Below are 22,081 nucleotides of genomic sequence, written 5' to 3' on the forward strand. Positions count from 1 at the left end.
AACACGGCGGCTAATAAAAAGGCATAGTCATCCAAGTCAGAAGTACAACCCATAATCCCAACTCACGAAATAAAAGAGAATATCTTCAAGACTACTCCTTGAAATAGTACATCCAGCGCATAGGGCTAAGCTTGAGGGACGCAACCCGCTTATTACAGCAAGAACCTTCCCATAAAACCGATACATACCATGACCATGCCGCTATATAAAAACCTTTCAGAGATCTTCTCCCTACGGCTTTTACGCCTTACTTTGAATGCGTCTGCTAGTTTCAAAAAAGCAAACTCAGGAATTATTGCAATAGATAAAACAAACAACACAGCACCAAAACCTGAAAGGGTTTTGAATGTCACTGTTCCTTGCTCATATATCTCTAACATGACATTTCCCAAAACCGCAGCAGCCAGACAAAACAATAGAGAAGAAAAAACTCTATGTTTAAGTTTAGGACCAAACATAAAAACTCCTTTACACACCACAACCTTGTGCTTTGCGGCAAGCCATAGCAAATTCTGTCATGAATGTACCTGCTGCCTTGTTAATTTTTCTTCGTCTCATGCAACTCTTGTAATGCAGTTTCCTTAGTCACCAGTCCAAGCGAGTATTTACCAGAAAAACTCGCCAGGTTCCCAACATAAGCTGCGTTAGCAAGCTCAGCAGATAAGCGCACAAAATAGAGGTTATTGGCTTGAACATCGAGCACTATTTGCAATGGCCCGGCACGCCAGTTAGACATAAGCCCCCCCTCTTTAACTGCAATTACCGTATTGCCAGGAGTAAGATCCAAAACATGATAGCCGCCATTGCTGATGCTAAAACTATCGACCCCATTGATCTGCACTGTCGGAGCGGCAGCGCCATCCAGCATGGCCCAAGGTCGATAGAAATAGACCTTAGCTTTATTCGCCTCGGCCGCTTCCGTTTGAGTAAACTTAGGGCCCGTTGCACTGCAACCTGACAGTGATGCAATCATCACTAACGAAAAAACAAATTTGTTAAACATCGACAACATTCCTTTTCAACTAAATGCATGTCCACACTTTCGCAACAACACAGTACCAGGCCTTTCCCCTATTGATTTAACTCCGCAAAGTATTTCAGCTGCAGTTGACTAAATAACTCCGACTGTTTTATTTCAGCCAGCGCTTTGTTAAAGCGCTCTGCCACTTCCGGAGTACGGGCTAACATATGGTAATGATTTGATTGAAAAAAACTCAAAATTTTCAGGCTGTTGTCACTAGGTGCTGTTTTACGGTAATAGTGCAGAAATATATTTCGGTCCATCACCAGCACATCGACCCGGTTTTTTAACAGCAGCGCAGGAAGTTGGTGTTGTTCTACCACTTCCAGATAGCTGCTGGTTCTGGTTATGGCTTCGGCGTAGTCGGGTGGCAAAAATTGCCTGGCATTTTGAAAGGCCATAACGCGAAGCCCGACAAGATCACTCAGGCTTAAAATATCTTTGTGCAGGTCCTGGCGGACAATCAAAATATTCTGATAACTGATATAAGGCTGGGTGGCATAAAGGCCAGCAGGCGTGCCACGCTGCAAGGAGACTAAATCAGCCTGGCCATCGTTGAATAAAGTTAATAACCTGCCGTTTGGTACATGAATAAACTGGCTGTCAAACCCCATACGTTTAACCACAGCTTTAAGTAAATCAAGCTCATAGCCCGTTTGACTCTGTACTTGAATATAAGGTGGTTTTTCCATCCCCACCAAAAGCTGCAGTTGCTGCGCCTTTGCAGGAGCAGCCCATAAGGCAACACAAATCAATCCCAGATACAGCAGTTGTTGCATCAAACTCACCTTCCACAGTTCAATTCCAGCATAGGCCAGAGTCATGCGAAAACTCCAGTTTTTTCTTTGCGTAAACTGCAGATCAGGCCAAGGAGTTTTCATAAAACTTACACTTTAATTACTTCATTTTGTCACCTGCCTTTCACTGGGCTGTAATCAGACCACTCCAGAATGTTCGCGTTTTCCTCAATTCAAACAACAAAATGGAGTTCAACGTGGCATTACATCACAAACATCTGCTCGCTCTGGCGATCAGTACAGCCCTGGGTTTATCAGCATCTGTGGCAGCAGAAGAAGCCGCAGTTGCTGCAGCTGACGAGCAGGAAGTCGAAGTACTGGCCATCACAGGCAAACGTATTAGTTATGCCAATAACAGCACAGACGAAGCCATAAAACATACCAAAGCGCCTATAGGCAACGTGCTGGATTTAGTCAGTCAACTGCCTGGTATCAGTATCGGCCAGGGTGATGCCTTTGGTGGTGATGATTGGTCAACCACTATTTCAATGCGCGGTTTTAATGTGAACGGCAGTGAACAGCAGCTGGGTATTACCGTCGATGGTTTACCTAATGGTGGTTCAGGTTATGGTGGAGGCAGTAAAGCCAACCGTTACCTGGATACAGAAAACACCGCTTATGTTGAAGTGGGTCAGGGTACGTCCGATATCGGATCGGCATCACTGGACGCTTTAGGTGGCACTTTAAACTTTGTATCAGCTAACCCACTGGCCGAAGAAAACCTGTCCATTGGTGTGACAGGCGGCGATCACAATGCCCGCCGTTATTACACCCGTTTTGACACAGGCCAGATTGGTGGCAATACCACAGCGTATTTCAGCTTGTCAGACAGCTTTAACAACAGATGGATAGGTTCAGGCAGCAATGGCTTTACTGACCGTTTGCACGGTGAAGTGAAAACGGTGACAGAACTTGAAAACACCACTATCACAGCACGTTTTTCTTACGATGACACTGAAGAAGACAACTACAACACCGTCTCTTTAGCTCAGTTTTTTGATAATCCGGAATGGGACCGTCTGACCAACGTTTGGACTGGTAACCCGGATATCGATCAAAATTTTGCTGAAGTTTGGTCGACCTTACGTGAAAACAGCTTCACCTACGTAAAAATTGATACTGATTTATCAGACAGCCTGAACCTGACAGTGACGCCTTATGTCCATATGCAATCTGGCCGCGGTGACTGGATGCCTCCGTATCAGGTCTATGTGGAAGATGCTGCAGGCAATCGCGTAAGTCGTGGTACAGGCAACGGCAAATTAACACCTTATATGTATATCAATGCTGCGGGTCAGCCAATTCTGGACCCAAATGCTGATTTAACAGGTGCTACCCGCGTAGCCTCTTACCGTCACACTCACTATGAAAAAGACCGTTACGGCCTGACTTCTGAATTAAAGTGGAGCCTGGATAATCATGAGCTGCGCTTAGGTGCCTGGCTGGAACAGCAAGACCGCGACGAAAGCCGCGACTGGCACAACGTGATTGACCCGAAACAGTATCACTATTTCGACAACCAGCCGTACTGGGTGCATTACGATCGCAGTTATGAAACTGACACTCAGAAAATTTACCTGCAGGATCAAATCAGCTGGAACGACTTGACTGTCACATTGGGCGTGAAGCAGTTTTATGTCGATGTCAGCCGTAAAGACAATATAGTTGCAGGCAACGAAGGCAAGCTGGACAGCGATTCAGATTTATTGCCAAGCCTGGGTCTTGTTTATCGCTTAAACGAAAGCTACGAAGTCTTTGCTGGTTACGCTGAAAACTTTAAAGCTATCGGAGATGCCATTTTAGAAACCGATCAGGATTTTGCTAACCTTGAAGCTGAAACTGCGGAAAACATTGATTTAGGTCTACGCTACTTTGGCGACGATCTGAGCCTGTCTTTGACCTACTACGATGTGCAGTTTGACAACCGCATTACCATGCTGCAACCAGGTGCAAACGGTGGCCCGGATTACCTGAACGAATTAGACGGTACTTATGTCAACGTGGGTGGTATTGAATCCAACGGTTTAGAAGCGAGCTTAAACTGGGAATTTATGCAAGGCTGGAGTATCTACAGCGCCTTTACCAGCAATAATGCCGAATACAGCCAGACCATCAACGCTTTGGTACTGGATGAAGATGGCAATGTGGTCAATGGCCCTGATGGTAAACCTCTGGTCAATCCTGCTGCAATTTTTGCAGGTAACAAAGTGGCAGGTTCGCCTGAAACTATGTTGAGTTTGTCATTGCGTTATCAGGGTGACGCTTACCGTGCAGGTTTAACGGCCAAGCGCACTGACACTTACTTCGGCGCAGCTTTAGGTGGCAATAAAGATGAAATTCCGGCCTCTACTGTGATGGATTTTTACGTCGGTTACAGCAAGGATTTGTCGACAAACGATATGTTTAAAGGCATAGATCTTTCATTAGTACTCAACAACTTAAACGACGAAAACTACTTAACAGGCGGCCAGGAAGGCGCTTATTTCATAGGTGCAGGACGCACTGCCACTGTGACTTTAAAACTGGATTTCTAAGCAAATTCAGAGTGAACACAGGCCGGAGCCCTCAAAGCTCCGGCTTTTTATTTTCTGCTACCTGACGGCTTCCACACCCCATGTAAAAATTACCAGCAACGGGTAAGTTCTACAGTCATTTAAACCTTTGGCCAAAGACCAAAATCAGCTAAATACTTGTTTTTAATCAGTTAACTACCTTTGGCACAGCCGTTGCTCTCTCTAAGATGCAAAGTGCAGTATGTTGCTGCATTTCACAATCTTTACCAAGGAGTCATCTTATGGCCACTTCACAAAGTGCAACAGAACAAGCGAAGAGTAAAAGCAACAGTGCATTAAATTCGCCGGTGACGGAAAAAGCTATTGAAGCTGCCCATCATGCAGTGGACGCAGTTGCGATAAAAGCTGCTGTAGCAGAAGATACGCTTCGCAAAACAGCGGCCAGCTCGCAGGAAACGCTGACGCATAAACAGGAAGAAATTAAACAGCAACTGCAACTGTCTTACAGTAAAACCCGTGAGTTAGCGGCACAAAATCCGTTAGCAACCGCAGGTATAGCTTTTGCTGCTGGTGTATTGCTCACTGCTTTGCTGCGCCGTAACTAAAGCTTTCTGGAAACACGATTTAAGCAAGGCGGATTTATGCAACATCGGGAAAGCTCTGAAGCCCCTGCACAAAAACCAGGGCAGCCTGCCTCGGCTGCCTTGAGCCAGAGTGCTGAACAGGCGCTGGATCAACTGGCGCATCTGGCAGCGCTTGGCCATTCTGTTAAGCAGGCGTATGTCAGCCAGTTGAAACTGACAGGGCAAATAGCCACAGCAGAATGGCGGCTTAGCGGGCGCAGCCTGACTATAGCTGCAGCTTTGGTGGTCTGTTTTGGTGCTGGTTTGATTTTACTTTGGGGCAGTATTTTATTAGTACTGGGTTATCTGCTGTTTCAGCTCAGCAGCTCGCTACTGATAACTTCTGCAGCTTTAGTGCTGTTGCAGTTTGCCTTATTGCTGTGGTGCTGGAAAAGTCTGGGTTATGTATTGTCGCAAGTGGGCTTTTCGAACACATTAAAGCAATTACGTCTTTTGTTTTTTGCCGCAAAACCGGAGGACAGCAATGCTCATTCAACAGCTTCTTAACAAGCAGCAATTAAAGCTGAACCTGCTGAGACAACAAAGCCAGCAGCAACAACAGGTTTTACTGCTCAGAAAGCAACAATGGTCGCAAAGTGCCCTGACTTTTATAGGGTCAACACCAGGGGTGATGCTAAGTTTCAGTGCCGGTTGCCTGTTTCAATTACGCCACAACAGCGCAGTCAAAGTGCTGCGCAGTGTGGTTGGTTTTCGCTGGATCAGCAGGTTCATTGGATAAGCCTCAGCTCTAAAGGCAAGCGCGCCAAGACTGAAGCCGAGACTCAGGCCGTCAGATGCTGGCGGAAAAAGCGGGTCATTTCGTCAAAAGGGATCACATCCATCTGGTCGTACAGATCAACATGGTTAGCGCCTTTGATAATCATCAGCTCTTTTGGCTCTGCGGCGGCGGCGTACGCTGTTTCACTAAAGTACCGTGAATGCGCTTTTTCACCATGGACCAACAATAGTGGGCGTGGTGAAATCTCGTTGATATACGATAGCAGCGGCATATTCATAAAGGATAAGGCGTTAGTCAAAGTCCATGCGGCGTTAGAGTTAATGGCCCTTGGGTGAAAGCCCCGTTGTTTCGATTTATAGTAACCTGCATAGTCCAACACAAATTGCGGTTCACCACCTTTTAACTCCAGTGAAACAGGCCCTGCGGCAGGACTGCCTTTTTCTGCATCCAGCCATCGTTGTTGCGCCAGTTGCTCAAGCGTTGCTGTGCGCTGCGCAGGGGTCACACTGTCGTTATAACCTTTAGACATCACTCTGCTCATATCGTACATAGTGCTGGCCACTACTGCTTTGACACGTTTGTCGACAGCAGCTGCATTTAACGCCATTCCACCCCAGCCACAAATACCTAAAATGCCAATACGCTCACGATCGACATTAGCTAACAGACCGATAAAATCGACGGCTGCACTAAAGTCTTCTGTATTAATATCGGGTGAGGCCACATGGCGTGGTTCACCGCCACTTTCGCCGGTAAAGGACGGATCAAAAGCCAGTGTGATAAAACCGCGTTCTGCCATGGTCTGCGCATATAAACCAGACGACTGCTCTTTAATGGCACCAAAAGGACCACCTACTACAATAGCTGCCAGCTTACCGCCATTGTTTATGATTCCTGGGTTTTTGGGTTGATATAAATCAGCAGCTAACCTAATACCATAACGGTTTTTAAAGCTGACTTTTTTATGCTCCACTTTGTCACTTTTGGCGAAGGTTTTATCCCACTCTGTACCAAGCTTGAGTTCTGCCTGAGCTGCGGCGGAGACTGGAGCTGCTGCAGCCGAAAACAACGGCGCAACACAAGCTGCAGCAATACCTACACCTGTCATTTTTAATAAATTACGCCGGCCTGTGTCCGGTTGTCCGGCATGTTTCATCTGGGATTGCTCGTTGTTCATGGTCTTTCTCCTTATGGCTTAATTAGAGTGAATAAGGCTGATAGTGGCGTGTTTTTCGCCGCTGAAGTTCAGGCGCTCTATACCGCTGCTGACGCGTCCAAGCTTGACAAGCTCTGCGGAATAAGCGAAATCTTTATAGTAAATAGCCAGATTGGCCCAGGGGGCGTAATAACTGATATCGCCAACGGCTGGTGTGCTGCCGGAAGGAGCTCCCTGAGTGGTCAACTTGTCCGGCAAAAAACCGATTTTTTCGGTAGAAGCGTAATCTTTAAGCTTCAGTGTCAACGGCAGGCGGGCAATAAAATCCCGCACTGTCGGGTTATCATCCAAAGTGGCAGAGATCACTACGCCATCCAGTTCAATTTGTATCTTGTACACCTTTTGTATCTTGGACACTGGGACCTCCTCCGAACTGACATCGGCATGGGCGATTGGCACTAAAGCGCAGGCAATCAGAATAAGCAGTGCAGCAAAAGCCCGGATAATGAAGAAGTGATCAGATGTTTTAGTCATCTGAACCTACCTTCGGCTTTGTTATGGCTGCAGTGCGAGCGGCGATGACTGTCAAGCCAGCAGAAATTAGCAGCAGGGTAGCGCTAAGTAAAAAGCTACTTTGATAGCCGCTGTGGTCAAACAGTAAACCGCCGACTGTCGAACCTGACGCAATAGATAACTGCACCATAGCAACAAAGAGACCACCGCCCGCTTCGGCATCATCCGGAAAAATCTGAGCTATCCAGGCCCACCAGCCGACAGGAGCCGCAGTTGCAGTCAGTCCCCACAACCCAAGCAAAGCAAGGACAGCAGTATTCCAATCGCCAAACGCTATCAGTGCCAGAGCAGTCAGTGCCATCAACACAGGAATGACAACCAGAGTCTGATAAAAGCGCCATTGCAGCACTTGCCCTATCAATAAGGTGCCAATAAAACCTGCAATGCCGATCACCAGCAAATAAAACGAGATAGTGCTGCCTTGCACTGCGGTCACGGTTTCCAGAAATGGCCGCAGATAAGTGAAAAGAGCAAACTGTCCCATAAACATCAGACTGCTGGCACAAAGCCCAGGCAGCACTCCGGGACGTTGAAGTAAACGAATAACTTTAAAAGCGCGACCAGAACCAGCTGCATCAGAAACGGCAGGCATCGAAGGCAAGGTGTGCCACAACCAGCCAAGCGCCATCAATGCCACTGGCACCAAACAAAAAAAGGCAGTACGCCAACCTAGTGTGGCCCCGAGCCAGGCACCAAGTGGCGCAGCAACTACCGTAGCCAGAGCATTACCACCATTGACGATAGCAAGGGCGCGTGGCACCTGATGTGTCGGCACCAGTCGAATAGCGGTAGCGGCAGACATGGACCAAAACCCGCCGACAACAACCCCAATCAGTGCGCGGCCGAGCATATAGACCTGATAGTCAGGCGCAAAGGCAACAATAGCGCCTGACAAGCCCATGGCTGCGGTCAGTCCCAGCAATAAGGTTTTACGGTTGAGCTTGCCAGAAAGTGGAGAAATAAACAGACTGGTCAGCACAGCAAACAAGCCGGAGATGGCGATCCCCTGGCCTGCCAACCCTTCAGTTACGCGTAAATCTTCAGCTATAGGAGTTAACAAACTCACAGGCAGAAACTCTGAAGCGACCAGCGCAAAGGCACACACTGACATGGCAAGTACGCTGCTCCAGCTATTTGCCGTCTCAGAAATACCGGAACTATGAGTAAGGCTGTTCATTTCATCACGTCTTCAAGGACCAAAAACATGGCTTTATCTTGACAGAGCTTTCATAATTTGATTAGTAGACATAATCTTCATGTAGTTGTGAGAAAAATTCAGCAATGGCACAAAATAAGATGAACGATTTACAGGCCTTTCTGGCGGTAGCACAGCAGCAAAGTTTTACCAAAGCTGCAGCTATACTGCGGGTTACGCCTTCGGCTTTGAGTCACACCATCCGTGCGCTGGAAGAACGCTTAGGGGTGCGTTTACTTACCAGAACAACACGCAATGTTTCGCTAACCGAAGCTGGTGTACGTTTATCGCAATCTATCACGCCTTTGTTTGAGCAGATCAACGCCGAACTGGATGCTTTGGCTGAACTCAGAGATAAACCCAAAGGCACGATTCGATTGACCTGCACTGATGATCAAATCCAGCTGCATTTACGCCCTATGCTGGCAAATTTTCTACGGGACTACCCTGAGATCCAACTGGAGCTTTATGTTGATTATGGCTTTACCAACCTGGTAGAAGAGCGTTTTGACGCCGGGATCCGGCTTGGAGAATCCATTAGTAAAGATATGATTGCTGTGCGCATAGGCCCAGACTGGCGGCTGGTTGTCGTAGGTTCTCCCGATTACTTTGAGCGAACCCCAGCACCGATTACACCTGATAAGCTGACAGAACATAGCTGCATTAATATCCGCCATCGAGTGGCCGGGTCTATTTATGCATGGGAGTTTGAAAAGGACCAACGCTCTTTTACCGTCAAGGCGGAAGGCCCGCTGGTGTTTAACAGCATTATGCATGTGCTGAATGCGGCTGTGGATGGTATTGGACTAGCGTATGTACCAGAACCTCTGGTGGCACCTTATCTGGCAGATGGCCGATTAAAAATGATCCTAACCGACTGGAGCCCGTATTTTCAGGGGTACCATTTGTATTACCCAAATCGCCGTCAAGCTTCACCTGCTTTTATGGCTTTTGTAGATGCCATCAGATACAGAGAAAATAAATAGCCTGTCGCACAGTAAATACCATGATTGTTGAAATTTACTCATGACTGCATAAAGTTTTATGCCGCTAATCAACGGGCCGCCTCGGCGGTACAATGGCGTTACTATGGCAATACCACTGCAGTATCAATTTAACAATTCGGTCGTCAGTTCAGGCAGCAAAGAACTGCCGTACACAACCAGAGTGACTACATGATAAAAAACTATTTATTGGATTTATCTGCCTGCTAGCCCTGATAGCAGGCTTAGTTTATGCCTATTTTCAACATGCTTTATTCGGCACTTTACCGCATGGAGCCAAGCTGGAAATGATCCAGGCCTCTCCGAACTATGCTCAAGGCGCGTTCAAAAACCAGGCTGAGACACCTTTTTTAACCAACGGCGCGACGCAATTATCTATCCGCATTGAAAACTGGCTTGTCGAAAAGAAAATAACCCGGCCTGAACATCTGATCCCCGCAGAAAAGACTGACCTGTTTGCCCTCAATCCCAAGGATGATCTGGCGATTTGGTTAGGCCACTCCTCCTGGTATCTGCAACTGGGTGGCAAACGCATGCTGATTGACCCAGTGTTTAGCAACTATGCAGCACCAGTGCCTAGCATGATTAAAGCCTTTGACGGCACCAGTTTGTATTCCGCTGAAGATATACCGACACTGGACTTGTTACTCATTACCCATGACCATTATGATCACCTGGACTACGACACCATTTTGGCAATAAAGCCCTTGGTTAAATAGGTGGTTACAGGTTTAGGCGTCGGATCGCATTTTGAGTTATGGGGTTACAACCCAGCCATTATCAATGAATTGGACTGGTATGCTGAACTACAGATCAGTGAAAACCTGAAACTACATGCCACTCCTGCCCGTCATTATTCAGGCCGTACTTTTACCCGCAACCAATCTTTATGGCTAGGGTTTGTCGTAGAAAGCCAGCAACGCCGGCTGTTTTTTAGCGGTGATTCAGGCTATGGCTCCCACTTTGCGGAGATCCGCAGTAAATACGGTGCCTTTGATTGGGTGACGCTGGATAGTGGTCAGTATGATCCACGCTGGGCACATTTGCATATGACTCCGGAACAAGCTGCCCAGGCGGCCGATGACCTCGACGCTCAGGCCATGACTCCAGCCCATGTCGGGCGTTTCACTCTGGCGCCTCATGACTGGTTCGAGCCATTCGAGCGCTTGTCAAAGGCCAGCCAAAACTATGACTATCAGCTCAGGACTCCGGTTATAGGACAACCTATTTATTTTGATAGCACAGAGCAGTCAATTAAGCCGTGGTGGAAAGCTGCTCTCTGACAGAAAGCAGCATGGTTTAGAGGGAACTACCTCACGACCATGGTTAAAGCCCGCAGCTTTGCTGAAACAAAGCCCTGCTTTTTAAGGCTAAATCAGGGTAATCGGAAAATACTCCGTCTATGCCCTGTTTAAACAAAGCCTGCATTTCTTCATCAAAGCTGAATGTGGTTTTGGCGTCTTTTGCCATTAAATAATTGGCTTCAGCCCTAAAGGTATAAGGGTGCACTTTTAAGCCCTGTTGCTGGGCAGCTTTGATAAAAGGCTTTAACGTCAAACTGTACTTCTGATAAATACTGCTGCGCCATGGCCCAATACCGGCGGCGTAGCTGTGCATAAAACCAAGCCCTTTAGCATTGAGTAAGGCGGAATAATCCAGCGGCTGAGCGGCGGCCGCTAAAAAACCAGTGTCTTGCGGGTATACAGCCTTTAAATCAGTACCTTGCTGCTGATGATAGAACACATCATAAGGCACAGAAAAACTGTCTTTCGGTGGCAAATAGGCTTTTTCGGTATCGCCAATCAGCTGGATCAGCGGAAAATGAACCTTGAGTTCCGGCATCCACTGCTGTTTTAACTCCAACAGGTTTTGCACTTCAAAAGACTGAATAAAAACCCGTTTGGGCTCTGTAAACCGCAGTTGCTTTAACTGTTGCACCAGCTTTTTGCTGATGTTCATAGCAATAGCCTTACCCTCTAGAGTTTTTCCTTCATACTGAAAATACGTCGGGTGTTTGGTTTCAATATAAAGCCCGACTTTACGGCCTGTATCGGCTTCAAACTGTTTTACCAGACCAACAATTTCAGCCAACGTAGCAATGGCATACTGATCGTTATGCTCAGCGCCCTGAGGCCGCAGTGCAGTCAAAGGCTCACGCGCTTTCAGTTGCTTAATTTCAGCCAGAGTAAAATCTTCACTAAACCAGCCGGTAATAGGAATACCATCAATACGCTTGGTGGTTTTACGATCAGCAAACTGCGGTAGTACCGCCACGTTAGTCGTATTGGTTAAGTCATTTTCATGGCGGCTGATAAGCTGCCCATCTTTGGTCGGGACTAAATCCGGCTCAATAAAATCTGCGCCCATCCGCATCGCAAGCATATAAGCTTCCAACGTATGTTCAGGTAAGTGACCACTGGCCCCCCGATGTGCAATCACCAGAGGTGGAGTTGCACAGCTGTCTGCTGCAGCAACACCTGAGCATAAAGTGACAGACAGCAGGCTCAGAGGCAGCAGGAATAAACCTTTTTGTATCAGCATAGTTAGTACACCTTTCGCAAAACTTCATACTAAAACCACAGAGTGACAATAGCATGACATAAGCGCCCTGGTTTACCCCGCCCATCTCTTGTTTAACGCTGTAACATAATGCTTAAATCAGCGTCTTTCCTGTGCCCACAGATAAAGGCCACTGGCCACAATAACTCCGGCACCAATCAGCAAAGATAAGTCCGGATACAACTGCCACAACAAGATATCAAAACCTAAACCCCAGACCAGAGCTGTGTACTCAAAAGGCGCAATCACAGAAGCCGGAGCTAAACGAAAGGCCTCGGTAATAAACACCTGCCCTACAGCACCACTTAATCCCATCAACGCAAATAACCACAGATGATCGGACGACAAAGCCACCCAATCCGGATAAGCCAAAGCACCAGCGCCAAGTCCTATCATGGTCATCAACCAGAACACCATGTTGCCGCTATTGTCTGTGCGGGACAACACCCGAACAGTAATAGCCGAAATGGCATAACAAAGTGCCGACACCAAAGCCGCCAGCGCACCTAAACTGAGCAATTGAGCTCCTTCAGGTTTCAGCATAAAGATCACTGCCAACATGCCAATAGTAATAGCTACCCATTGGCGTACCTGCACATGTTCACCTAAAAACCAGACCGACATTGCGGTAATAAGAAGTGGCGCAGCAAAAAAGATAGCGTAGGCATCAGAAAGTGACAGGCTTTGAATGGCATAGACAAAAGCCGATAACATCACTATGCCAAGCACGGCTCGCAACAAATGCAAAGACCAACGTGAATTAAGTAGATGCTGCACTCTGTTGGTGGTAATGAGCCAGGCAACAATCAAAGGCCAGGCGAATAAAGCCCGTAAACTGGTAATTTGCATGGGACCATAATGCTGCGTCAGTTGTTTCATGCAGGCATCCATTGCACAAAACATCCCCACAGCCAGCAACATACACAACATTCCCTTCGTGGGATGATCAAGGGAGGGAGCAGCCAGACTTTTCATAAAACCCTGAATAATGCAGAAAATAGCGGGCTAGTGTTCAAAAATCCTCAAACGAAAGCAAGTGCAAAAGCAGCAAAGATCGAACATGAACTGGAAACACAGATATTCCGGCAGTCACAACAACTGCACAACACCAGCCGCTGCATCAAAAAAGCGCTTTATGTAAGAGGTTTTAGCGCTTTAGTTACTAACTGTTACCCTTTCGTGTAAGGCCGCTGCTGACTGATAAAATTGCATTTTACTTGTCCCCACTCAGCGGATAGCCGGACTATGCAATCAAACACTGTATTATCTGTTATTGTCCCTTTCTACAATGCAGCGCGTTATTTCCCGCAATTACTGCACTCTATTGATATGCAACTGACCGAAAAGGTACAAGTGGTTTTGGTCTGTGACGGCGCTACAGACGGCAGCCTTGAACTGGCACAACAGCATATTTCTAATTCAATGCAACCAGAATGCTACCTGCTGCTGTGTCAGACCAATAGCGGTGTCAGCATCGCAAGAAATAACGGCATAGCACACGCGACAGGCCAGTACATTGGCTTTATCGATGCAGACGACATACTACTGCCTGGTTATATCAGCAGTTTGCTGCAGGTGATCCTTCAGCATCAGCCTGATTTGATTGAATTGGGCTACAAACGTTTTACAGAGGCTTCCGCACTTGATGAAGCAAAACCACGTTATTTACATCGCAAAACAGGCTGGTTGGCAAAAGACAAAGCCATGACCGAAGTATTTCTGGCGAATCGCTGGTTTCCATGGCTAAGGGTATATCGCAGATGCATAGCGGCGGATTTTCAGTTTCCTCCGGGCATTGCCTTTTGCGAAGACATGATGTCCATTCCCACTTTATATCAGGCAGCACAACGACTTTACCATTTGCGCTTGCCACTCTATGCCTACCGCGAGCACGCCGCCAGTGCATCTTTTCATGTCAATGCAGAGCATCAGCAACAGTTGCAGCGCTTTTTCACAGGCTTACAGCAAAAGCAGTCTTTTCCGTCAATGCCAGAGGTGTTGAGGCATATCTTATTGTTTAACTTAGCTTATTTACTTTATAAATTGCAGCTGGACAATAAAACCCTGCACAGCTTCCCAAGCCAACTGGCGCAGCAACTGAAAGCGCTGATGCGCCAATTTTGGTGGTCGCCACGTTTTTCAGCACGAAAGAAATTAAATCTGGCTTTTGCTGCATTTTTTTTCCGCTGGGAGAGGAATAAAAGCTAAAGGACAAGTGACAACAGAGTGAAGCTTTTATTGTTTTACATCAATATATAAAGCGCTGAATAGGCGCACACTCTGTTTTGTTCTTGTTGCACTACTGAACGGGTTGTAGAAGATACAGGTCTTTGATTCAACCGATCCCAATCTTGTGTATTTGCGCCTGACTACAGCTTTGTCGTCAGGCGTTTTTTTATATTTTACGTCCTTGTAAAAAGCCTGCAGGGCCAGCTGCAGCTTCAAGTAAGAAAGGGATTAGGATTCCCCTTATTTTGTCGCTAAAGCCTGTTGAATCTCAGCTTCCAGATCTTCGGGTTTAGTCAGCGGCGCTGCGCGTAAAATCGCCTTGCCATCACGGCCAATCAGAAACTTAGTGAAGTTCCATTTAATGGATTCTGAGCCAAATAAACCTGGTTTTTGTTGCTTGAGGTTTTTAAATAAAGGCGAAGCGTCCGGGCCGTTGACGTCAATTTTGGCGAACATAGGGAAAGACACCCCATAATTCAGTTCACAAAACTCGCTGATTTCGCTTTCATTACCCTGCTCCTGCTTACCAAACTGGTTGCAAGGGAAACCTAAAATCTCCAGGCCCCGGGCTTTGTACTTCTGGTACAGCTCTTCTAAGCCTTTGTACTGAGGTGTAAAACCACATTTGCTAGCGGTGTTGACAATCAGCAGCACTTTGCCCTGATAGTCTTTTAATTCCACCTGCTGGCCTTTGATATTGGTGACTGCTAAATCAAAAATTGGGTTTGACATACGATGCTCCTCTGTTGCGCTCTGCGGTTCGGGATCCGGTAAGGACTGAAAGTGCAAACATAATGCCCAACAATTAAATTGCATGCAATTTAATTTTATCGATAAAGCTTATGCAAAAAAACGAACAGCGAAACCACTGTGTCAGTGTGCTGGTTCGCTGATAAAACCTAACTTCAGCAAACCCGATTGCTGCACAGCCGCCATAGTTTTTAATACATGCTCATAAGGCGCAGCTTTGTCACCCCGAATATGCACTTCAGGCTGTGGCTGTTTTTGTGCCTGTTCAGCAAGTTTGAGCTCAAGTGCAGCCGCATCAACAGCTGTCTCATCCCAAAATACAGCACCATCTGCCTTGACTGTTAAGGTGATGGTTTGGGGCTTAATTTCCTGCTTTTCATTGCTGACCCGGGGTAAATCCACCTTCACACTGTGGGTGAGCACCGGCACTGTGATAATAAAAATAATCAGCAGCACCAGCATCACATCCACCAGAGGTGTCATATTAATTTCGCTCATCACTTCATTGTCTGAGTCCAAACCGCCACCAAAAGCCATTTATTTTGCCTCCTTTAATGGCACTACAACTTTACTGCTTTTAGGCGCAGCTCCTGTCAGAAAATAAGCATGCAACTGATGAGCAAAACGGTGCATCTTGTTCAAAACATCTTTATTACCCCGTTGCAAAGCGTTGTAGCCAAGCACGGCCGGAATAGCCACAGCCAAGCCAAAGGCCGTCATGATCAATGCTTCACCTACAGGTCCTGCAACTTTGTCGATGCTGGCCTGGCCGGACACACCTATACCGACCAATGCATGATAAATGCCCCAGACAGTACCAAATAACCCGACAAAAGGTGCTGTGGAGCCCACAGATGCCAGAATAGCCAGGCCCTTTTGCATCTGCTCCGCACTTTCATCTATGGCACCACGCAAGCAGGAGGTTAGCCATTCGGTTAACGGCAGATTACCGTGTAAGTCCTGTTGATGGCTTTGATGATGATCCAAAGCGGCCTGGCCCTCGTCAGCCATATAACGAAAGGGGTTCAAAGGCCCGGTGGCCGAATCGGCCGAACTTAAAATACGTACACCTTCAACAAAACTCTGCGCATGCCAGAAATCATTACTGGCTCTGCTGATACGTTTTAAGCGCCATAAACTAATGGCACGAATAACAATCACTGACCAACTGGCCACAGACATTAGCAGCAGCATCACAGCTACTGCTTTGATGACGAAATCACCCTGTGCCCAAAGTGCAGCAATGCCATAAGGATTTTCTTGCATGATTTACTCGCTAGTGAATTGAATTTAAATTAAAAACTACAGGCTGAACAAACCAGTAATCTATCGGCTGACCTAGCTTTAACGCTGGTTGGTAAGTCCAGCCCCGCACTGCGTTTAATGCCGATTGATCCAGTCGTGCAAAACCCGAACTTTGTTTTAGTTTTAACTGCCCTACTTTGCCGTTTTTCAGCACCAGCACTTGTAAGTAGACTGTGCCTTGCTCTTTCAGTCGGCGCGATAAGGTCGGATACAGAGGCGCTTTGTTCAGTGCTTTATTGGCTGAAGCCACAGGCGGCGTTGCTGCAGCTTCAGGCTCTGCAGCTTTGGTCGCTGTTTTGGTTTTTGCCGCAACGGCAACAGGTGCTGGCGCACTGACAGCTTTAGGGGATGCTTCCGCCACTGGAGCAGGTTTTATCGGCGCTGGCTTTGGGGTAGTGACTGCTTTTTTGGTTTCAGCTTTTTTCTGCTTCAGCGGTTTGGGCTTTGGCTTTTTTACAGGCTCTGGCTGAACTGGCTTTGGCTTAGGTTTTTCTGGCTGCGGTGCAACAGGAGCCGGAATAATGACCCCTTCAATAGCCTTTTCGACCTTTTTGGCTTGTGGTTCACTGGTGTGACTGACCACAGCAGCAATCAAACTCAGATGCAGCAGCAGCACCAGTAAAAATAATGAGACAGATCGTTTCACAGCTCAGCCCATAAACGCACCAGGTTATGGTAATGGCCGGTTAGCGCCAACACTTCTGGGGTATCGCCATGCTGCGAACGCAGCTGTTGTATGGTCTGATCCAGTTCAAATAACATTGAACGCTGTTGATCATTGCGTACCATACTTTGGGTCCAGAAAAAACTGCATACCCGCTCGCCGCTGGTGACAGGCAATACCTGATGCAAGCTGCTGGACGGATATAAAATTAAGTCACCGGCCGGCAGTTTTATTTCATGTAAACCAAAGGTATCCATTATTTGTAACTCACCGCCCTGATAGTGATCTGGCTCAGATAAAAACAAGGTCGAAGACAAATCCGTTCTTAAGCTTAAGCCTGAATCTGGTAAACCACGGATAGCGCCGTCAACATGCAAACCATAATGTTCACCGCCCTGATAACTGTTAAACAATGGTGGCACAGTGCGCAGCGGAATAGCGGCGGCCATAAACAACGGATGCTGATACAGCGCCTGCAAAATCACAGCGCCCAGTTGTTTGGCTAAAGGCGATTCGACCGCAAGTTGCTTGTTCTGTTTGACCAAAGCACCTTGTGGCCCCACGGTCGCCCGACCGTCTGTCCAGTCCGCAGCGTCAAGCAATTGCCTGAACTCTGCCACCTGAGCCTTAGTTAAAACGTCCGGAATATGGATTAACATAAAAAATCCTGTATCAAAGGCCCCATTGCTGAGGCCTTGTACCAGTAATAACCTTAGAATTGAACATTCACACCCAAACGGAACGAACGGGGTGTACCCAAATAATATCTTGAGCCACCGTTGTTCAGAGAGGACATATACTCCTCGTCCAACAGGTTATAGACGTTCAGTTGCACATCTACGTATGGTGTCAGTGGGTAAGAGGCCATCGCATCCACTACCCAATAATCTGGTACTTCCACCACAGAGGTTTTGGCCAGATTTAAGTCAGTACTGCTGGAACGGACTACTGTATCGACGTAACGCACACCAGCACCTAAGGTCAGCCCCATAGGCAACTCATAACTATTCCACAAGGTGAAGGTCAATTCAGGTGTCCATTGGATCACACCGCCGTCTGTAATAGTGCGGCCAGACAGATTGCCTCTGGTTATTTCAGAATCCATATAAGCCGCACCAGCACTGATTTGCCAGGCTGAAGTAATAGCCCCTACCAGACCTAATTCAACACCTTGCACCTTACGCTCACCCACCTGAACTGCAGTGCCGTCCGCTTCAGTGACTATTTCATTTTTGTTGGTGCTTTTAAACACAGCAGCTGTCAGCGCCAGTTTTTCATTCAACAGATCCCATTTGGTGCCTAACTCCAGGTTGGTGCCTTTTTGCGGATCCAAATTTGGATTATTAATGTTGCCGGCTGTTTCACTTAAGGTGAAGTTAGCGCCACCTGGCGGTAACTGGCTGGTGGCATACGACAAATACAGACTGCCGTTGCTGGCGGGTTTGTACAAAGCACCCAGCTTGTAACTGGTCAGATTATCAGAGGCTTCCACTGAAGATCCCAACTTAGTGCCTACCGGAATTATTTGTGGTGTGGCAGCGCCCTGAATAGTCACTGTATCGGTTTCAGTTTTATAGTGCTCAAAACGGGCGCTGGCATTGAACTGCCATTGCTCGTTTAAATGGATAGTGTCAAGTAAGTAGACACCCGAAGTTAAAGTGCTGCCATCTGTGCTGGCGCCAGTACGCACCGGGTTTACGAAAACATCGTCCGTGCTTGGGTTATATAAATTTGCTGCAGCCTGAGTGACGCCTGTTGGCAGGGCTAGCGTATTGTTGCGCTGACTCTCATAAATAAACTCAATACCAGAGCTGATATCGTGAGTCAGACCCGCTACTTCCACAGAAGTATTTAACTGAGTCTGGTTAGTTAAGATCTGGTTTTGCTGATCTTTACCCTGACGACTACGTGAAATAGTCCAGTTAGCCGGATCAGCAATAGGCACTGCCGCAGCGCCACTTCCTGTTGTAGTGGTAATAGCATTGACACCTGTCAGTAAATAATCCTGTGTGGACTGGCCAAAACGTGAGGTGTTGCGGATAGTGGTTTTATCACTCAGATCATGTTCAATTTTGGCCGTCACCATAGTGGCTTTGACATCATCAAAGTCATTTTTTGAGCCATAAAAATTACTGGTATCCACTGGTGCCAGTGTTTTACCGGCATTCGGGCCGCCATTTGGGAAAGTGCTGCTTGGGTCGGCATCAAAGGCGGCATTGTAATAGCCCTCCAAACCTACAGTAGGAATACCACCGTCCGGCAGATTGTTTTGATCAACATGAAACAGGTTCAAATAAGTACGGGTTGCTGTGCCTAAACCTAAAGCCAATGAAGTAGCAATACCAGTTTTGTTATCTTCGACTTCATCACGGTCGACAACACCAGAATCCTGCTTTAACAGATTCACCCGGATGGCCGAACTGTCAGACAACTGTCGGTTCAAATCCACAGTGGCTCTTTTGTGGGAGCCAGAACCTAAAGTCAGATTGCCAGTGGTGAATTCTTCTTGTGTGGCTTGTTTACTGGATAAGTTGATATAACCAGAAGAGGAACCACGGCCATTATCAGCCCCAGCCGGGCCTTTGGCGATTTCCACTTGTTCTGTATTAAAGGTATCGCGGCTGATGGTGCCTAAATCACGGATACCATCGACAAAAATGCTGCCCTGGGTATCAAAACCACGCATAAAAATGGAATCGCCAGTGGCAGTATTGCCGTTTTCACCCATAAGCATGGTGATGCCAGGTGTATTGCGTAAAGTGTCAGATAAGGTGGTTGCAGCCTGCTGTTGGAACAACTCTTTTTTTACCACAACCAGAGTTTGTGGTGTGTTAACTAAAGGCTGGGTTAACTTGGTTGAGCTGGCTTTTTCAGCTTTGTATTTTGCTTCCACTGCATCAGCGGTCACAACTACAGCATCCAGTTCAGTGTCATTTTTTGAAGCAGCATCCTGTTGCCCGGCAGCTGCAGTGGCTGGTAAGGCTAAAGCGAAAGCCGATGCTAACAAAGTGGTATTAAAACGGGCCACCTGCTGATGTTTTTTAGCGGTGATAAAAGCCATTGAATAAAGTCCTTCTTTGAAAATAGAGTGTTAACAATAAGTTTTTCGGCATCGGCGCTGATCCTGCTGCGCATGCTATCGAGAATCATTCTTGTTTGCAAACAATTTTCATTTAGAAGGAACTTTTTTGTATTCCCCAGCGATAAAGCTATTAAACAGCCTTTAACGACGGCGGATCAGTAACAAGACCCCAAGTACAGTGGTTAACATCAGTACTGCTAATCCGGCAACCCCAAGTATCTGATCCAATGTTTTATGCCCTGTCCATTGCAGGTAATGAGCTTTGTATAAATTATTAATTAATTCAGTATCTTTTCCTTGCTGTGACAGACTTAAGCTGGCCCAGTCTAACTGAATAGTGACCCCTGTATCAGTAACGAATCCCTGCTCTGTTTTTTGTAACTCTTGACCATATCGTTGCGGATCAAAACGGATAGCATCTTTAATCAGCAGTTGTATGTCATCCACTGCAGGCTCTGAGCGCAGGGTGAGATCTTCAGGGTTCAGTTGCTGCCAGCCATCTGATTGTTTCACCATCAGATGTAAACCCAGCACAGTTTGCAGCAGCTTAATTTCCTGCCACTCTGGTTTTGGGGTGATTTGAATAGCTTTACTGATAGGGTAAGACTGGACTGTCAGGTATGAAAATGCGGCCTGATAACCAGGTTTGATAAAAAAGACTAAGCCAGTTAACGCCCAGATAAAAAAAGGTAGAATTAAACACCAACCTAAAAAGCGATGCAGACGACGGGGTAAGGACATCAAATTTAACACTCAATATTGTTGAATAAACAAAAGTTTAACAGCAATAAGAGTGAAATTAACCGTAATTTTTTCCGGTTAATTGTGGAGATTCTGCTGCAGTACAAAGCCGAAGTCCACCTGCTTGTTTCGCTTTATACATAGCCCGGTCAGCCGCAGCTAACAAGCTGGCTTGATCCTGGCCATGCAGAGGGTACAACGCAATACCTATACTGCCAGACAGTTGCAACTGATGTTGTTCAAATACAAAGGGCTGTTGCAGTTGAAGCAACAGGTTGTGCAAAGTAGATACCACTGCGGATTGCTCGGTTACCGCATCCATCACAATAACAAACTCATCGCCACCTAAACGGGCGACGGTGTCAGTTTCACGAACAGAATGCAACAAAAGTTCTGCCACTTTTTTCAAGCATAAATCACCAGCCGCATGACCGTACTGATCATTTACCTCTTTAAATTTATCCAGATCAATAAAACATAAAGCCAACATGCCCTGCTCACGTCTGGCACGGGCTAATGACTGGTGCAACCGGTCTTCAAACAAAGCTCTGTTAGGTAACTGGGTTAGTGGATCGTAAAAGGCAATATGCTGCAGTTGCTCTAACAGCTGTTTATGTTTGGTGATATCGCGAGCAACAGCCACCCGAACGTTTTGGTCTTCCGACCATCGTGCCGACCACTGAATATATGCAATCTGGCCATCTTTGCGGATATAGCGATTTTCAAAATCGATTTTTTGATCGCCCGCCATAATTTCACTGGCAGCAAGCAAAGTACGATCCCGGTCTTCCGGGTGCACCAACTCAATCATAGGCCGGCCAACCATTTCTGTGCTTTTGTAGCCAAAGATCCGCTCACAGCCGGAGCTCAGGTACAAAAAGCATCCATTGGCATCCACAACACAAATAGCTTCAAGTAACTGATCAATATAATCACTTAACGAGGCTAACGTCGAGCTTGGCATACAACTCCTGTTTGATCTGTTGAACTGCAACACCAGATACTTTTACAAGCTCAGTCAAAATGACTTAAAGCCTTGTAACTATAGGTCAGCTTAAGAGCTGATAAAAAGGAAAATAGCAGAGTAAAAATAAAGAAACAATGGATATGATAAAATTGAAACAAGAGTT

The 22,081-nt window shown here is 46.7% G+C and carries 25 protein-coding genes; 9 read left to right on the forward strand and 16 right to left on the reverse strand.

All coding sequences use genetic code 11. The features are described 5' to 3' along the window. Positions 1–152 precede the first annotated feature (152 nt). The 3 genes from EK374_RS13940 to EK374_RS13950 all read right to left on the reverse strand — a co-directional run bounded on the left by EK374_RS13940 (position 153) and on the right by EK374_RS13950 (position 1,845). Entirely contained in the window at positions 153–458 is a 306-nt protein-coding gene (locus EK374_RS13940; RefSeq protein WP_127024789.1) for a hypothetical protein, read from the reverse strand. 80 nt (positions 459–538) lie between these two features. Next, positions 539–1,003, reverse strand: a complete 465-nt coding sequence (locus EK374_RS13945) for a DUF2846 domain-containing protein (RefSeq protein ID WP_127024792.1) — start codon at positions 1,001–1,003, stop codon at positions 539–541. Positions 1,004–1,071: 68 nt separating this feature from the next. Continuing rightward, positions 1,072–1,845: a substrate-binding periplasmic protein gene (locus EK374_RS13950; RefSeq protein WP_206099207.1), complete on the reverse strand. Its 774-nt coding sequence runs from the start codon at positions 1,843–1,845 to the stop codon at positions 1,072–1,074. A gap of 170 nt (positions 1,846–2,015) precedes the next feature. Between EK374_RS13950 and EK374_RS13955 the strand changes: the two genes are divergently transcribed. From EK374_RS13955 to EK374_RS13970, 4 genes are all read left to right on the forward strand, one after another. After that, positions 2,016–4,352, forward strand: a complete 2,337-nt coding sequence (locus EK374_RS13955) for a TonB-dependent receptor (RefSeq protein ID WP_127024798.1) — start codon at positions 2,016–2,018, stop codon at positions 4,350–4,352. 260 nt (positions 4,353–4,612) lie between these two features. After that, positions 4,613–4,936, forward strand: a complete 324-nt coding sequence (locus EK374_RS13960; RefSeq protein WP_127024801.1) for a DUF883 C-terminal domain-containing protein — start codon at positions 4,613–4,615, stop codon at positions 4,934–4,936. A gap of 36 nt (positions 4,937–4,972) precedes the next feature. After that, positions 4,973–5,461 (forward strand): hypothetical protein, encoded by a 489-nt coding sequence (locus tag EK374_RS13965; RefSeq protein ID WP_127024806.1) that lies wholly within the window; start codon positions 4,973–4,975, stop codon positions 5,459–5,461. After that, positions 5,439–5,693 (forward strand): hypothetical protein, encoded by a 255-nt coding sequence (locus EK374_RS13970; protein WP_127024809.1) that lies wholly within the window; start codon positions 5,439–5,441, stop codon positions 5,691–5,693. Before EK374_RS13965 ends, EK374_RS13970 begins: the two co-directional genes overlap by 23 nt. 43 nt (positions 5,694–5,736) lie before the next feature. On the opposite strand, the gene EK374_RS13975 is transcribed toward EK374_RS13970, so the two are convergent. The 3 genes from EK374_RS13975 to EK374_RS13985 are packed head-to-tail and all read right to left on the reverse strand — an operon-like array spanning position 5,737 to position 8,599. Further along, positions 5,737–6,870, reverse strand: a complete 1,134-nt coding sequence (locus tag EK374_RS13975) for an alpha/beta hydrolase (protein WP_206099208.1) — start codon at positions 6,868–6,870, stop codon at positions 5,737–5,739. Between the two features lie 18 nt (positions 6,871–6,888). Then, a complete protein-coding gene (locus tag EK374_RS13980) occupies positions 6,889–7,383 on the reverse strand; it encodes a cyclophilin-like fold protein (RefSeq protein WP_127024812.1) in 495 nt (164 codons plus the stop codon). Further along, on the reverse strand, positions 7,376–8,599 hold the full coding sequence (locus EK374_RS13985) for an MFS transporter (protein ID WP_206099209.1): 1,224 nt from the start codon (positions 8,597–8,599) through the stop codon (positions 7,376–7,378). The genes EK374_RS13980 and EK374_RS13985 overlap by 8 nt, the downstream gene beginning before the upstream one ends. 104 nt (positions 8,600–8,703) lie before the next feature. Here EK374_RS13985 and EK374_RS13990 point away from each other — a divergent pair, with 104 nt between their 5' ends. The 3 genes from EK374_RS13990 to EK374_RS21070 all read left to right on the forward strand — a co-directional run bounded on the left by EK374_RS13990 (position 8,704) and on the right by EK374_RS21070 (position 10,904). Continuing rightward, on the forward strand, positions 8,704–9,603 hold the full coding sequence (locus EK374_RS13990; protein WP_127024815.1) for a LysR family transcriptional regulator: 900 nt from the start codon (positions 8,704–8,706) through the stop codon (positions 9,601–9,603). A gap of 305 nt (positions 9,604–9,908) precedes the next feature. Beyond that, positions 9,909–10,340, forward strand: a complete 432-nt coding sequence (locus tag EK374_RS21065) for an MBL fold metallo-hydrolase (RefSeq protein WP_127024819.1) — start codon at positions 9,909–9,911, stop codon at positions 10,338–10,340. Next, positions 10,341–10,904, forward strand: coding sequence for an MBL fold metallo-hydrolase (locus tag EK374_RS21070; RefSeq protein ID WP_127024822.1), 564 nt, complete (start codon positions 10,341–10,343; stop codon positions 10,902–10,904). Between the two features lie 43 nt (positions 10,905–10,947). On the opposite strand, the gene EK374_RS14005 is transcribed toward EK374_RS21070, so the two are convergent. Beyond that, positions 10,948–12,162 (reverse strand): glycerophosphodiester phosphodiesterase family protein, encoded by a 1,215-nt coding sequence (locus tag EK374_RS14005; RefSeq protein ID WP_127024825.1) that lies wholly within the window; start codon positions 12,160–12,162, stop codon positions 10,948–10,950. A 117-nt stretch (positions 12,163–12,279) separates the two neighbouring features. Continuing rightward, entirely contained in the window at positions 12,280–13,059 is a 780-nt protein-coding gene (locus EK374_RS14010; protein WP_233280258.1) for a DMT family transporter, read from the reverse strand. Here EK374_RS14010 and EK374_RS20695 point away from each other — a divergent pair. Then, entirely contained in the window at positions 13,039–13,365 is a 327-nt protein-coding gene (locus EK374_RS20695; RefSeq protein WP_164731788.1) for a hypothetical protein, read from the forward strand. The genes EK374_RS14010 and EK374_RS20695 overlap by 21 nt on opposite strands. 60 nt (positions 13,366–13,425) lie before the next feature. Further along, positions 13,426–14,388, forward strand: a complete 963-nt coding sequence (locus EK374_RS14015; RefSeq protein ID WP_127024831.1) for a glycosyltransferase family 2 protein — start codon at positions 13,426–13,428, stop codon at positions 14,386–14,388. A 261-nt stretch (positions 14,389–14,649) separates the two neighbouring features. Here EK374_RS14015 and EK374_RS14020 read toward each other — a convergent pair whose 3' ends face one another. The 8 genes from EK374_RS14020 to EK374_RS14055 all read right to left on the reverse strand — a co-directional run bounded on the left by EK374_RS14020 (position 14,650) and on the right by EK374_RS14055 (position 21,915). Next, on the reverse strand, positions 14,650–15,141 hold the full coding sequence (locus EK374_RS14020; RefSeq protein ID WP_127024834.1) for a glutathione peroxidase: 492 nt from the start codon (positions 15,139–15,141) through the stop codon (positions 14,650–14,652). Positions 15,142–15,282: 141 nt separating this feature from the next. Then, complete coding sequence (locus tag EK374_RS14025; protein ID WP_127024837.1) at positions 15,283–15,696, reverse strand: ExbD/TolR family protein; 414 nt, start codon at positions 15,694–15,696, stop codon at positions 15,283–15,285. Then, on the reverse strand, positions 15,697–16,425 hold the full coding sequence (locus EK374_RS14030; RefSeq protein ID WP_127024840.1) for a MotA/TolQ/ExbB proton channel family protein: 729 nt from the start codon (positions 16,423–16,425) through the stop codon (positions 15,697–15,699). 10 nt (positions 16,426–16,435) lie between these two features. Continuing rightward, the gene (locus EK374_RS14035) at positions 16,436–17,110 is read right to left on the reverse strand and encodes an energy transducer TonB (protein ID WP_127024843.1); all 675 of its coding nucleotides are present in this window, start codon (positions 17,108–17,110) and stop codon (positions 16,436–16,438) included. Continuing rightward, the gene (locus EK374_RS14040) at positions 17,107–17,787 is read right to left on the reverse strand and encodes a Fe2+-dependent dioxygenase (RefSeq protein ID WP_127024846.1); all 681 of its coding nucleotides are present in this window, start codon (positions 17,785–17,787) and stop codon (positions 17,107–17,109) included. The genes EK374_RS14035 and EK374_RS14040 overlap by 4 nt, the downstream gene beginning before the upstream one ends. 53 nt (positions 17,788–17,840) lie before the next feature. After that, positions 17,841–20,189 carry a catecholate siderophore receptor Fiu gene (locus EK374_RS14045; RefSeq protein ID WP_127024849.1) on the reverse strand — a complete coding sequence of 783 codons (2,349 nt, stop codon included), beginning with the start codon at positions 20,187–20,189 and terminating at the stop codon, positions 17,841–17,843. Between the two features lie 162 nt (positions 20,190–20,351). After that, complete coding sequence (locus tag EK374_RS14050; protein WP_127024851.1) at positions 20,352–20,951, reverse strand: PepSY domain-containing protein; 600 nt, start codon at positions 20,949–20,951, stop codon at positions 20,352–20,354. A gap of 58 nt (positions 20,952–21,009) precedes the next feature. Beyond that, positions 21,010–21,915 (reverse strand): diguanylate cyclase domain-containing protein, encoded by a 906-nt coding sequence (locus tag EK374_RS14055; RefSeq protein ID WP_127024854.1) that lies wholly within the window; start codon positions 21,913–21,915, stop codon positions 21,010–21,012. Positions 21,916–22,081 lie beyond the last annotated feature (166 nt).

Source organism: Rheinheimera mangrovi, from assembly GCF_003990335.1.
Classification (GTDB): Bacteria; Pseudomonadota; Gammaproteobacteria; order Enterobacterales; family Alteromonadaceae; genus Pararheinheimera; species Pararheinheimera mangrovi.